We start from the raw sequence: 12098 nt of genomic DNA, 5'->3' as shown, positions 1-12098 counted from the left end.
ACCAACGGCCGGCCGACGAGGTCCCGCGCGGGGGCCGCTCGCACGCGGGCCGCCAAGATCGGAGGTGTCCCCTGTACAACCCGTCATCGCACGGCCCCCACGGGGCCGGGAGGCTGACATTCGCGGAAGTCCTCTTCATCCCCCGGACGCTCGCCTTCTCGGTCGAGGTCTTCCTCCACACCCGGATGGGCGAACGCTACGCGGACATCCAGGCCCTGGCCGTCCTGGTGCTGGTCCCCTTCTACGCGGCCCTGTGGGAGGGCCGGGACGTCCGGCCGCTGTTCATCTTCCTGCTGGCCTACGTCGCGATGTGCGTGCGCAACCGTGCCGAGGGCCTCCTCCGACGCCGCCAGATGCCCATTTGCCACTCCCGATACACGGGCGTGCCGCGGCTGATGGGCCAGCTCCCGGGGCGCACCGAATTGGAGGTCAAGAGATACGCCGAGCCCGGGCTGGTCCTGCTGGTGGGCGGCGCGCTCTGCACTTTCACCCCGCCGCTCGGGGTGTATCTGATGCTCGCGGCCGGCGGCCTGTTCGTCTCGGTGATGGCCTCGGGGGTCGTCGACCGCCAGCACCTGCTCGACCTGAATGACCTGATGATCGAGAACCAGGCGCGCGCGGAACAGATCCGCGCCATGCGTGGCGACGAACCTTGAAACGGAGGTGATCCATGTCGCGTCAGCAGGAGCCCAAGCCCAAGATCGGGGCCGGGCACGCCTCGGCCATGTGGCGCCAGGGCTTGCGCGAATTGCGGGCCGCCGTGTTCCCCGAGTCGAACGTCGCGCAGCCGGCCGAGTATGGCGTCTACGGGACCAAGACGCCCGGCGAGGTCGCGCATGACCGGCGCGGCGAGGCCCGCGGCCTCGAAGACGAGAAGGCGAAGGGCCGGGGCTCGGTCCTGGAGAGCCGCTCCCGGCAGGCCGAAGCCCGATCGGATCGGGCCGACAAGGGCAAGGGGATGGAGCGCGGGTAGCCCCTCGCCCCTCGCCAATCCTCACGACTGATCACGGCCCGCAGGAGACCCCCGCGGGCCGATCCCGGGACCGCGCGCCCCGGGAGCCCACCGGGGGCCGCGACTCCGGGCACGGATGCCCTCTCCTCATTTCCTCCAGGGAGGCACAACCGATGCTGACCGCAACCGAAGTCCGCCAGGCCATGGGCCGTCGGCGGACGGCCCTCCTCACGCTCGGCATCCTGACCGGCCTGGCCCTCGCGGCGGCCGGCTACTACTGCTATCCGCGTTACGACCCCGTCCGACTCGCGGCCTGGGAGAAGGTGACGCCCCGCCTGGCCGAGGTCGAGGAGGCGTCGAAAGCCGACGTCGACGAGTCCGTGGCGCAGATCCGGGCGTTCTTCGCCGAGCGGCACCCGGGCGCCAGGGACTTCGCCTCGGACGTGCTCTCGCTCGGCGGGAAGTGGGCCTACGTCAAGGACTACTACGAGCCGGGGAGCCACAACCGGTTCCTCGAGGAGTCCTTCGTGCGGCACATCTTCAGCCCCGAGGAGTTGCGGACGATCGTCGACTCGGCGGTCTCCGGCTGCGTCAGCAAGCTCCAGGGCCGCGAGAACCAGCTCCTGGTCGACATCCGCGCCGACCTGGCCGACGGCGAGATGGCCGCGGCCGACCGGCTGCCCGCCCTGCATGACGAGGCGGCGTTCCGGCAGCAATACGAGGCCATGCTCGAACAGGTCATGCCCATCGTCTCGCGTGAAGTCGGTTTCAGCGTGACGAGAGAGGTGGTCTCCTTCGTGGGCTCGGAGATCGCCGCCCAGGTCGTCGCGCAGATCGCACAGGCGCTCGCCGTCCGGCTGGGCATCTCCGGCGGCATCCTCGGGACTGGCGCCTACTCAGGGACCGTGACGTTCGGCATCGGCCTCGTCGTCGGGATCCTGGTGGACATGGCCCTCGATTGGGCGATCCGCGAGGCGGGGTATGACCCGGAAGGGGAGATTGCCGCCAAGGTGGATGAGACGCTCGACCGCCTCGAATCCACGATCCTCGACGGCCCGTCTGCTGCCGATTTCCCCGACTACCCGTCACCCCATCCGCTAACTCCCGAGATCGCCCGGATCCTGATCCCGCCTCGCGGAAGCCCCCCGCCCTCCGCCGAGGAAGAACAAAGAAGGCACGCGGTCGCAGAGGAGTATTTCGCCGCGAAGGACCGGTGGTTCATGGCCAAGGCGGCCCATGAAGATCCCGGGAGCCTCGGCATGCGGAATCAACTCAGCAGATTGCACGAGGCCCGCGCCCGGCTGCGCCAAGCGGCGCTCCGGCGGCTGATCCTGGAAGGAGGTACGCCGTGAGACCCCTCACCTCCCTCGCCCTCCTCGCCGCCCTGGCCGCGGCCGCGTCCCCTTCCGTGCGGGCCGATTGGCGCACCAAGGCGGCCCGCGAGGCGGCCGAATACGCCGCGAAGAAGTTCGGGCGGACGGCGGTCAAGGAGGGCACCGAGACGCTCGCGGAGCGCATCGCGGCCGGGGCCGCCCGCCACGGCGACGACATGATCACGGCCGTCCGCAAGGTCGGGCCGAAGGCGCTGACCCTGGCCGACGAGGCCGGGGAGCAGGCTCCCGCGGCGGTGCGGATCCTCTCCAGGCACGGCGAGGAAGCGGCCGTCTGGGTCCTGGGGCGCCCCGGCGCCATGAGGCTGCTCGCCCGCCACGGCGACGACGCGGCGGAAGCCCTCGTCAAGCACAAGGGCCTGGCCGAGCCCGTGATCGAGCGGCTCGGTGGCCCGGCCGTGGACGCGTTCCGCGCCGTCGGCCCCCGGTCCGGGAGACGGCTCGCCATGATGGCCCAGGACGGAGGGGATCTCGCCGCCATCGGGCGGACGCCCGAGGTGCTGGGGGTGATCGGCCGGCTCGGTGACCCGGCCATGGACTTCATCTGGCGGAACAAGGGCGCGCTCACCGTCGGGGCCACCCTCACCGCCTTCCTGGCGAGGCCCGAGGCGTTCATCGACGGCACGAACCGGCTGGCCGGCACGGTGGCGGAAAACGCGGTGAAGCCGGCCGTTCAGGAGGCCGTCGGCGCCTTCGCCTGGCTGCTCCGGGCGGCGACTGTCCTCATCGTCCTCATCCCGGCGGGGACCGCGTTCCTCGCGATCCGCCACCCGCAGGCCGCGGCGGTGCTGGGCAGGGCGATCGCCCGCCACATGGCCAAGGGGCGGAACCCATGAAGCCTGCCTCCCGGTCCAGCCCGAGGGAGGCCGGCGTCGCACGGGCATTCCTGGATCGCCTCCGTTTTCTCGCGCCCGGCAGATTCCCCCGGGCGGGCCGTTGGGGCCCGCCCCTCACCGAGGAGGTGACCATGTTCATCGAGTCGCAGGCCGCCGACCCGGCGGTGCATCAGCTCTGCAGCCGGATCGCCCGGCGATGCGTCTTCATCATCCAGGCGGTGCTGCGGGAGGAGGAGCGGGGCGAGGCCCTGCGGGAATTCTACCGCGTGTGCCGGGAGGAGCTCGACAAGCCCGCGTCGGCGGGGGAGGTGTGACATGCCGGACAAGCTGTACTGGTCCGACGAGGAGATCAGGGCCCTCAACGGCGAGTGGGAGGCCGACGAGCACGCCGCCCGGGTCCGCGATTACGGCGAGGCCGACGCCGCGACATACCCGGCCAGGATGGCAGAGTCCTATCGCCTGCGGGCGGAGGCGCTCGGCCCCGCACCTCCCCCCCAGACGCCGGTCGGCCCCGAGGAACTCGACCGGATCGTCGACGACTTAGTGCGCCAGTGGCGCGAGACGACTCCATCCGGAAGCATCCTCGAAAGAACCACCGCCCGGTCGGCCGCGAGGCCGAAGGGGCCGGAGGAAGGGCGAGACCGGTGAGCGCGGACGCAGAACCTCGGTTGCGGCGTCCGGAGACGTGCCGGCGGGATCGCGCGGGCTGAGGTCGCAGAGGACCGAGGGCGAGCAGGGCGGCGACCATGTTGCAGGACCAGCCGGATGAACTCGACGCCTTCATGGACCTCGGCGCCGAGGACGTCGCCAGGCTGGTCCTCTGCCTCCTGGTCGAGGAGAGGCTGCGCGAGCGGCTCGATACGTTCCGCGCGGCCGCGACCCGGCGAGGAGACCTCCATCCGCCCCGGGCCCTTCACGTCCCGTCGGGCTCCGTCCCCAGCAATCGCCCCCTGAGCCACTCAAGCGCCTCGATGAACTCCGCCTCGCTGGGCTTCACGTAGTGCTTCTCGGTCATGTGCCTCGGCGAGTCGGCCAGGAAGTGGGTGGCGTAATACTTGTACTGCGGGTGCTCGCCCAGCAGCGAGGCCGACGTCTTCCGCAGGTGCTTCAGGCCCAGTCGGTTCTTCTTCATCCCCATCTTCTCCGCCAGCCGCATCCAGGCGGAGCGGACGGCGTCGTACTTCCGGTACTTCCCACCGTCGAGCCATTCCTTGACGAGCGGGTTGCCCGCGCCGGTGGTCAGGACCGGGTCGCCCCCGGAGCGATGCTTCTTCAGCAGGGCGAACGTCTCGGGCCAGAGCTTGTAGGTGACCACGGGGCCGCCCCGCTCCCGCGTCTTGCTCCTGGCCCGCTTGATTGTCCCGCGCGTCCAGTCCACCTCGTCCTGCCGCAGCTCGGCGATGTCGTTCTGATACATGCCGCAGTTGAGGCACAGCAGGAGGAAGAGCCTCGTCCGCTCGCCGGGGCCGTCGCAAGCTCCCAGGAATGCTCGCACTTCCTCGACGCTGTAGGTCTCGATCTCGGCGGCGACCGAGTGGTTGAAGCGGAAGCGGCGGTCGCGGATGTTCCCCGGGAGGGGGATCAGCCTGAGCGTGGCAAGTCGGCTGATGAACTGCTTGGCGGTCATGAGCAGCTCGTGGGCGGAGGACCGGGAGTAGCGGCCTTCGGCCACCTGCCGCGAGAGGTGGGAGTAATAGCCTTCCAGGCGGGCCTCGTCGATGACGTCGACCGCGGCGCCCGGCCCGATCCAGTCCATGAAGGGCTTGATCCTGCGGCAATAGGCGTCGTACCGCCCCTCGGAGAGCTGTCGCGACTGGCACGCGGAGCGGAGCAGGCCCTTCCACGCCTCCACCTGGGCGGAGACCGTCCGGTCGACGGGCGTCGGCTTCGCGGCGGTCTCGACCATGGCCTCGGCCTGGGCCTTGATCTTCCGGTACTGCCCCTCGCCGACCATCGAATCGACCAGGCGCTCGCGGTCCTCCTCCGCGAGCTGCCCCCAGTCCTGCACCATCGACCAGACCTTGAGGGCGTTGGCCCGGCGGTCGGCCTCGGAGGGCGGTGCCGCCTCGACCTCCTTGAGCTTGGCGCCCCACCAGGCGTTGGCTGCGTTGCCGCTGCCTTCCTTCGTATCCGGGCAGCCGAGCTGCCGGCAGGATACGGTGTACATCTTGCCCTTGTGCTTCTTGAACCACCGACGCGTGGACGCCTGCCACGTCATGTCGTACTTGCGGGCCATCGGCGAGACCCCTGTTAACCGCGGATGCCGTGTCCGTGATGGTACGGCCGGGGCGCTTTCCGGGCAAGGGGCTGTTAACTGATTCTGTTAACCACAGGGCGGCTGGTCGGTACGGGCGGTTAGCAGGGAAAAAAGGAAGGGCTCGCGACCTTTGGACGCAAGCCCTTTGGGGATCATATCAAGCGGAGAGGGAGGGATTCGAACCCTCGGTACGGTTTGACCCGTACACGGCATTTCCAGTGCCGCACCTTCGGCCTCTCGGTCACCTCTCCAGTCGAACGTCGACGCGATGCGCCAAAGAATGCCCCCTCAGCAGGGGGGGCACATTCCGAACTCGCGTCACGTCCTTGATCTTACCCGCTCCGGCCGTCTCTTTCCAGATCATCAGGGAGTCGAGTCGCGTGAACCAACCAGAAAGGCCGCTGATTCGTCATTTCCGCCTCGAGCGGTCGCGTGGCCTCACCCGGATTGAGGCGCCCGGGAGGAATGGCTCGAGCGGGCTCAGGTCGGGATCGATGATCAGATTGAGGCCATCAGCGAGCAGGCCACTCGCGTCAAGGTTCGGCCGAATCGGATGAGGATGCCTCGGAGTATTGAAGCATCCAGGACGTGACGGCTCGCCCCGCGATGATCAGCATCGTCAGCAGCACCAGCAGCGCGATGAGATAGCCGATCCAGCCCTGAAGGTGGAGTTGGTCGAGGGTCCAGAAACGTGATGGTCGGGGGCGGCCGGGGTCGGTGTTCCTCGAAGGAGGCGTGGCGGGGCTTCCAGACGAGGAATGGACAGAACGCTGGGACTCGTTCGGGTTCCCGTCCATCTGCCGACCTCTTGCATTCGACGCCCCGAGATCGACCGCCTCACGTCGACGCGGCCCCACTCGCAGTATAGCGAATGACCGTCGGAATGGGGTGTCGGTTGAGGTCCAAGAGCGAATTCGATGATCAGGTTCGGGAGTCGGTTCCGGGAGCCCCGAGGCGTTGTCGGATCAGCCTCCCGTCCCGAGCGACTCATCCGGTTCCGGGGGAACGGCCGAACCCCGATCGGGACGCCGGCCGGAGCCGGTCGCCATCGGCAGGCACGATGCCGGTCGACTGGACGGGAGCGTATGGGAATCGAACCCACCGGCGACCTGTCTCCAGGCCGCCCGACTGGTTTTGAAGACCAGGGCCGGCACCAGCCGTGCGCCCGCTCCCCCGGGGACTCCAGGTTACTCGACCTCGACACGGCCGGGGAGATCCCTTCGGCCAGGTTCCCCAATTTCTCCGGGTGAAGGGCGAATCGCCCAGGGACGGCGGGGGCTATTCCGGAAGCCGGGCCGCCGTTACCATGCTCCCGACGCGGCGCCGCCGATCTCGGAACGGATCGCGCCGGCCCCGGAACCGCTTACCCTGTCCCAGGAGTCGCTCGCGATGGCCGCGGACCCCAAAGCCCAGGAAACGCCGACACCGAAGCCCGATCTGGAGTCGGTGAAGATCTTCTCCTATCCGAAGATCATCTTCATCTGGCCGACGATGGTCTTCGCCCTGATCTGCGGCATCGGGATGCTCATCGTCGGCGATGCCCAGCCCGAGACGAGCCCCCCGGTCGCCGAGGAGGCCCAGGTTGTCGAGGCCGACGGCGCCGAGGCCCAGGCCCAGGCCGAGCTGACTCCCCCGAAGGTCCGACGCTTCTCCAGTTGGCAGAATATCTTCGGGGTGATCTTCCTCATCGTCTTCGGTGTGAACATGATGGTGATGTCACTTGACTTCCCTCGGTTCACCCTGATCGCGGTGATCTTCTTCATCCTGATGATCGTCTTCCTGATGCTCTATCTCGCTTCCCAGGGAGTCGATTTCCTCTCTCCGCTGACCTACCTCTCCCGGCACCTCTACTTCACCGCCAACGCCGGCTTCTACTTCGCCATTTCGGCGATCCTCGCGGTCATGTTCGCGGTGATCTGGATGACGCGCTACCTCGATTATTGGGAGGTTCGCTCCAACGAGGTCCTGCACCACCACGGCCCGCTGAGCGACCTGGAACGCTTCCCGACCCTCCAGTTGAAGTTCACCAAGGAGATCCCCGATGTCCTGGAGTTCCTCCTCGGGCTCGGCTCGGGTCGGCTCGTGCTGTACTTCAGCGCGACGGATCGTCAGGTCGTGCTGGATCACGTCCTGTTCATCAATTCGAAGGAGGAGCAGCTCAAGCAGATCATGAGCAAGCTCCGAGTCGACGAGTGAGTCCGACCGGCATCTTGAGGCCGTCGCCGATCTCCCGCCGAGGGGCGGCGGCGAGCCTTGTCCAGCCAGCCACGGCTCAAGGTCACGCCGCCTCTTCTCGAATGTCGGGAACGGCCCCGGACGACCGCCGAAGCTCCTCCAGGACCGGACCGAGCAGGGCCGCCTCCAAGTCTTTCAGCCGACGGGCGACCTGGGCGCCGTCCAGAACCCGGTGGTCGTAGATGAGCTTCACCGTCACCCGGCCTTCGGCGTCGATCGGCCCGTAGGTCAGGGTCGTTGTCAGGGGGCTGATCGGGTGGTACGACTCGGCCCCCAGGGCGCCGTAGCTGGAGAGGCCGAAGGTCCCGAGCCGCTTCGCCCGCTTCGGGCCGGAGACGTGCAGGGTGCTCCACCAGAGAAACCGCCGCACCGGAGCCGGATACCCGCTGATCCGGAGCATCTGCCGGAAGAAGCCGACGCGATCCAGGGGCAGGCTCCGGTACTCGTCCAGGGCCTTCTGCAACTCGGCGATCGACTGCCGTTCCGGCGCCCGGAACAGGCCGACGACGACGCAAGGCTCTCCCTCGTGCTCGCGTTCCATCGCCAGTGCGGCGATGGAATAGGGGTGCTCGTACAGCCGCGGGACCGGGACCGTCAGGAGGGCCCGCTTCAGCTCGGGGTGGGCCTCGCAGACCATCCCGAACGCCTTGAGGAACAGGACCGACCAGGAGGGGCGAATCGGGTGACCCGCCCTTGCCTCGGCCAGCGGGCCGAGCCGCATCGCCCGGCCCACCGGCACCGATGGGACTTGTCGGGCGAAGTGCATCATGTCCAGGATGAACCGTCTCGGGCCGGACAGCGGCAGCGAGCGTCCCTTGGGTTGCGGCATCCGAGCACCTCTCGACCTGGGGGGGCGATCCGAGCCCGCACGATACGATCTGCCCGAGGACTCGTGAAGTCGAACCATCCTCCTCCGGCCGATCGAGGCGATTCGCCCCCATGACGACCGACCGTCCCGTCTCCGTCCACCTGCTCCCCGCCCTCATCCCCCCCGGAGCCCTGGCCGGGGGAGTCGCTGTGGTGGTCGACGTTCTCCGGGCGACCACCGTGATGGTTCACGCCCTGGCCTCGGGAAGCGAGGCGATCGTCCCCTGCCTGGAGATTGACGAGGCCCGATCGATCGCGGCGGGCCGGCCTCCCGGCTCGACCCTTCTGGCCGGCGAGCGGCTCGGGATCCCGATCGAGGGGTTCGACCTCGGGAACTCCCCCGAGTCGTTCTCCCCGGAGGCCTGCCGGGGGAAGACGGTCGTGATGACGACCACCAACGGCACCCGAGCGATCCTCGCCGCCGCCGAGGCCGACCGAGTGCTCATCGGCGCCTTCATCAACCGCCGGGCGGTCCTCCGCCACCTTGAGGGGTCCGTAACCCCCATCCACCTGGTCTGCTCGGGGACCGATGGCCTCATCAGCTTCGAGGATTCGCTGCTGGCCGGTTGGATTACGTCCCAGCTGGTCCGGGATCACGGCGGGTCGTTCGGGAACGACGCCGCCCGGATTGCCTCGGGCGCCTGGGAATCGGTCGCACCGGATCCGGAAACCCCGGAGTCCCTTGCGGCGATCCTTGCACGGGGCAGGGGGGGGCGTCGTGTGACCGAGCTGGGCCTCCGGGCGGACCTCGAGGCCGCCTCCCGGATCGATCGCTTCGACCTCGTGCCCGAATTGCACCGCGATCCCGTGCGAATCGTCGCCTCGGGGGCGCCGGGAGGACCGGGGATCGGGTAGAATCCTCGATCGGACGATCGAGCCGGCCCGAACTCGGAGGCGCGAGCCTCAACGGGCGAGCGGATGTCCCGTTCTGGCCTTCGACGACGACCAGACGACCCCACCCCGCACCGGGGCGGGCCAGGCCAAGGTCTGCCCCGAGGAGACGCGAACCGATGGATATGGAGAAGCTGGTTTCCCTCTGCAAGCGCCGGGGGTTCATCTTCCCGTCGAGCGAGATCTACGGGGGCATCAACGGCTTCTGGGACTACGGACCGCTGGGCGTCGAGCTGAAGCGGAACATCAAGGACGCCTGGTGGCGCGACAATGTCACCGGGCGAGACGACATGGTCGGGCTTGATTGCTCGATCATCATGAACCCCCGGGTCTGGGAGGCCTCCGGCCACGTCGGCGGCTTTGTCGACCCGATGGTCGACTGCAAGCAGACCAAGGAGCGCTACCGGGCCGACCAGCTCTATGTCTTCGGCCTCGCCCGGGAGATGCCCGGACCGGACGCCGAGCACCTTCGGCAGGGGGCGACCGGCCTGGAGTTCCCCAGCTGGGTCGAGCACCGCGTCTCGGCCGTGGGCGCCTCCCCGCTTGACGCCTGGGAGCTGGCCCGGCCAAAGGCCGCCAAGCTGCTGAAGACGAAGCCGGCGAGCCTCGGCGATCCTCCGGCCGCGACGACCGCCCTTTACCTGCACCTGTCCCCCGAGGAGCGCTCCCGGGTGCTCGGCCCCTCCGCCGACGAGCCCGGCACCCTGACCGAACCCCGTCAGTTCAACCTGATGTTCAAGACGAACGTCGGCGCCCTCGAAGACGCCTCCAGCGTCGCCTACCTCCGCCCCGAGACGGCGCAGGGCATTTTCGCCAACTTCAAGAACGTCCTCGACACCAGCCGGGTCAAGCTCCCCTTCGGGATCGCCCAGATCGGCAAGAGCTTCCGCAACGAGATCACGCCTCGGAACTTCACCTTCCGCTCCCGAGAATTCGAGCAGATGGAGATCGAGTTCTTCTGCCGCCCCGAGGACTCGCAGCAGTGGTACGCGTACTGGCGCAAGGAGCGGTTTGACTGGTACGTCCGCCACGGCCTCCGCAGCGACCGGCTTCGCCTCCGAGACCACGACCCGGACGAGCTCGCCTTCTACTCCCAGGCCACGGCCGACATCGAGTACGAGTTCCCCTTCGGCATCAGCGAGCTGGAGGGAATCGCCCATCGCGGCGACTACGACCTTGGCCAGCACCAGAAGTTCAGCGGCAAGGATCTCACCTACTTCGACGAGGACACCAAGCAGCGCTTCCTGCCCCACGTCATCGAGCCCTCGGCCGGTGCCGACCGCGGCACGCTCGCCTTCCTCTGCGAGGCGTACACCGAGGACGAGATCGGAGGAGAGGCGCGCACCGTGCTCAAGCTCCACCCGAGGCTCGCGCCGATCAAGGCCGCCGTCTTCCCTCTGGTCAAGAAGGAGGGGATGCCCGAGCGGGCCGAGGCCATCTACCGCGACCTCAAGCGCCGGCACAACGTTTTCTACGACGAGAAGGGGGCCATCGGCCGCCGCTACCGTCGTCAGGACGAGGCCGGCACGCCCTACTGCATCACCGTGGACGGCCAGACCCTGGAAGACGGCACGGTCACGCTCCGCGACCGCGACTCGCTTGTCCAGAAACGCGTCCCGGCCTCGGGCCTGGTCGGGCTGATCGGCGACCTACTGGACGGCTCGGCTGACTTGGCCGGCATTGGCTCATGACCTCGCCCCCGGGGGGAGTCGTCCGGCCCCGATCCCCAGCGGCGATCGCCCCCGTGATGACCACGATCGGATCGTCCCTCGCCCCCAAGGCACCGGCCCGCCTCAGGCAGGACGGAGAGACATGCAGCCCTGTTTCAATCAGGCGACCACCCTCGGCACGCCGTTCGAGGCCGAGATTCCGGCCCTCGGGCGGGCCGGCTGGCGGGCGGTCGAGCTCTGGCTCACCAAGCTCGAGGAGTTCCTCCGCGGTCGGCCGGTCGGCGAAGCCCGCGCTCTGCTCGATGGCGAGGGGATTCTCCCCGTCGCCGCGTCCTTCCAGGGAGGCCTGCTGCTGTCCCGAGGGCAGGAGCGGCAAGCGCACTGGGATCACTTCCGCCGCCGGCTCGACCTCCTGGCCGAGCTTGGCGTGCCGACCCTCGTCGTGGCTCCCGACTTTGTCTCCTCCCCCGAGTCCGACGACCTGCACCGCGCCGCCGCCTCGCTCATCGAGGCCGCCGAGCTGGCCGGCCCGAAGGGAGTCCGCCTGGCGATCGAGTTCCAGAAGACCGCACGCTTCTGTGCCAGCCTCGATACAACCATCGCTCTGGTCGCCCAGAGCGGTGCCCCGGGCGTCGGCGTCTGCTTCGACGCCTTCCACTATTACACCGGCCCGAGCAAGTTCGAGGACCTCGCCTACCTCTCCCCCGAGAACCTGACCCTGGTTCAGGTCTGCGACCTCAGCGGCGTTCCCCGAGAACTGGCCAGCGACTCCGACCGCATCCTGCCCGGCGAGGGAGACCTGCCGCTCGGACCGATCCTCGACCACTTCGCCCGGATCGGCTACCGAGGGCCGGTGTCGCTCGAGGTGCTCAACCCGATGCTCTGGGAGATGCCCGCCGACCGCGTTGTCGGAATCGCCTTGCAGGCCCTGGAGCGGACGCTGGCGAGCCACCTCGCCCCTCCCCCCGGGGCCGAGTCCGAATCGGTGGAGGCCTGACC

Annotated in this window: 13 protein-coding genes and 2 tRNA genes; 10 read left to right on the top strand and 5 right to left on the bottom strand. The window is 68.7% G+C overall.

What is annotated here, in order from left to right; all coding sequences use genetic code 11:
• Positions 1–185 precede the first annotated feature (185 nt).
• The 6 genes from TsocGM_RS01250 to TsocGM_RS01225 all read left to right on the top strand — a co-directional run bounded on the left by TsocGM_RS01250 (position 186) and on the right by TsocGM_RS01225 (position 3827).
• Positions 186–656, top strand: a complete 471-nt coding sequence (locus TsocGM_RS01250) for a hypothetical protein (RefSeq protein WP_158633324.1) — start codon at positions 186–188, stop codon at positions 654–656.
• Positions 657–670: 14 nt separating this feature from the next.
• Positions 671–973, top strand: coding sequence for a hypothetical protein (locus TsocGM_RS01245; protein WP_126723502.1), 303 nt, complete (start codon positions 671–673; stop codon positions 971–973).
• 152 nt (positions 974–1125) lie between these two features.
• Positions 1126–2304 (top strand): hypothetical protein, encoded by a 1179-nt coding sequence (locus TsocGM_RS01240; RefSeq protein ID WP_126723501.1) that lies wholly within the window; start codon positions 1126–1128, stop codon positions 2302–2304.
• Positions 2301–3179, top strand: a complete 879-nt coding sequence (locus TsocGM_RS01235; RefSeq protein WP_126723500.1) for a hypothetical protein — start codon at positions 2301–2303, stop codon at positions 3177–3179. The genes TsocGM_RS01240 and TsocGM_RS01235 overlap by 4 nt, the downstream gene beginning before the upstream one ends.
• 131 nt (positions 3180–3310) lie before the next feature.
• Positions 3311–3493 (top strand): hypothetical protein, encoded by a 183-nt coding sequence (locus TsocGM_RS01230; RefSeq protein WP_126723499.1) that lies wholly within the window; start codon positions 3311–3313, stop codon positions 3491–3493.
• 1 nt (position 3494) lies between these two features.
• Positions 3495–3827 (top strand): hypothetical protein, encoded by a 333-nt coding sequence (locus TsocGM_RS01225; RefSeq protein ID WP_126723498.1) that lies wholly within the window; start codon positions 3495–3497, stop codon positions 3825–3827.
• Positions 3828–4092: 265 nt separating this feature from the next.
• On the opposite strand, the gene TsocGM_RS01220 is transcribed toward TsocGM_RS01225, so the two are convergent.
• From TsocGM_RS01220 to TsocGM_RS25705, 4 genes are all read right to left on the bottom strand, one after another.
• Positions 4093–5415 (bottom strand): tyrosine-type recombinase/integrase, encoded by a 1323-nt coding sequence (locus TsocGM_RS01220; protein ID WP_126723497.1) that lies wholly within the window; start codon positions 5413–5415, stop codon positions 4093–4095.
• Positions 5416–5598: 183 nt separating this feature from the next.
• Positions 5599–5687, bottom strand: a tRNA-Ser gene (locus TsocGM_RS01215).
• Between the two features lie 282 nt (positions 5688–5969).
• Positions 5970–6233 (bottom strand): hypothetical protein, encoded by a 264-nt coding sequence (locus TsocGM_RS01210; protein ID WP_126723496.1) that lies wholly within the window; start codon positions 6231–6233, stop codon positions 5970–5972.
• A gap of 275 nt (positions 6234–6508) precedes the next feature.
• Positions 6509–6609, bottom strand: a tRNA-Sec gene (locus tag TsocGM_RS25705).
• Between the two features lie 216 nt (positions 6610–6825).
• On the opposite strand from TsocGM_RS25705, the gene TsocGM_RS01205 reads away from it, so the two are divergent.
• Positions 6826–7632, top strand: coding sequence for a hypothetical protein (locus tag TsocGM_RS01205; RefSeq protein ID WP_126723495.1), 807 nt, complete (start codon positions 6826–6828; stop codon positions 7630–7632).
• A gap of 82 nt (positions 7633–7714) precedes the next feature.
• Here TsocGM_RS01205 and TsocGM_RS01200 read toward each other — a convergent pair whose 3' ends face one another.
• Positions 7715–8500 (bottom strand): hypothetical protein, encoded by a 786-nt coding sequence (locus TsocGM_RS01200; RefSeq protein ID WP_126723494.1) that lies wholly within the window; start codon positions 8498–8500, stop codon positions 7715–7717.
• A 110-nt stretch (positions 8501–8610) separates the two neighbouring features.
• On the opposite strand from TsocGM_RS01200, the gene TsocGM_RS01195 reads away from it, so the two are divergent.
• From TsocGM_RS01195 to TsocGM_RS01185, 3 genes are all read left to right on the top strand, one after another.
• Positions 8611–9393 carry a 2-phosphosulfolactate phosphatase gene (locus TsocGM_RS01195; RefSeq protein ID WP_126723493.1) on the top strand — a complete coding sequence of 261 codons (783 nt, stop codon included), beginning with the start codon at positions 8611–8613 and terminating at the stop codon, positions 9391–9393.
• Positions 9394–9548: 155 nt separating this feature from the next.
• Positions 9549–11120 carry a glycine--tRNA ligase gene (locus tag TsocGM_RS01190; RefSeq protein WP_126723492.1) on the top strand — a complete coding sequence of 524 codons (1572 nt, stop codon included), beginning with the start codon at positions 9549–9551 and terminating at the stop codon, positions 11118–11120.
• A 121-nt stretch (positions 11121–11241) separates the two neighbouring features.
• Positions 11242–12096 carry a sugar phosphate isomerase/epimerase family protein gene (locus TsocGM_RS01185; RefSeq protein ID WP_126723491.1) on the top strand — a complete coding sequence of 285 codons (855 nt, stop codon included), beginning with the start codon at positions 11242–11244 and terminating at the stop codon, positions 12094–12096.
• Positions 12097–12098 lie beyond the last annotated feature (2 nt).

Origin of the sequence: Tautonia sociabilis (genome assembly GCF_003977685.1) — a bacterium.
GTDB classification, from domain to species: domain Bacteria; phylum Planctomycetota; class Planctomycetia; order Isosphaerales; family Isosphaeraceae; genus Tautonia; species Tautonia sociabilis.
The sequence above is the reverse complement of the archived record's forward strand: the minus strand, read 5'-3'. Positions and strand labels throughout refer to the sequence as shown.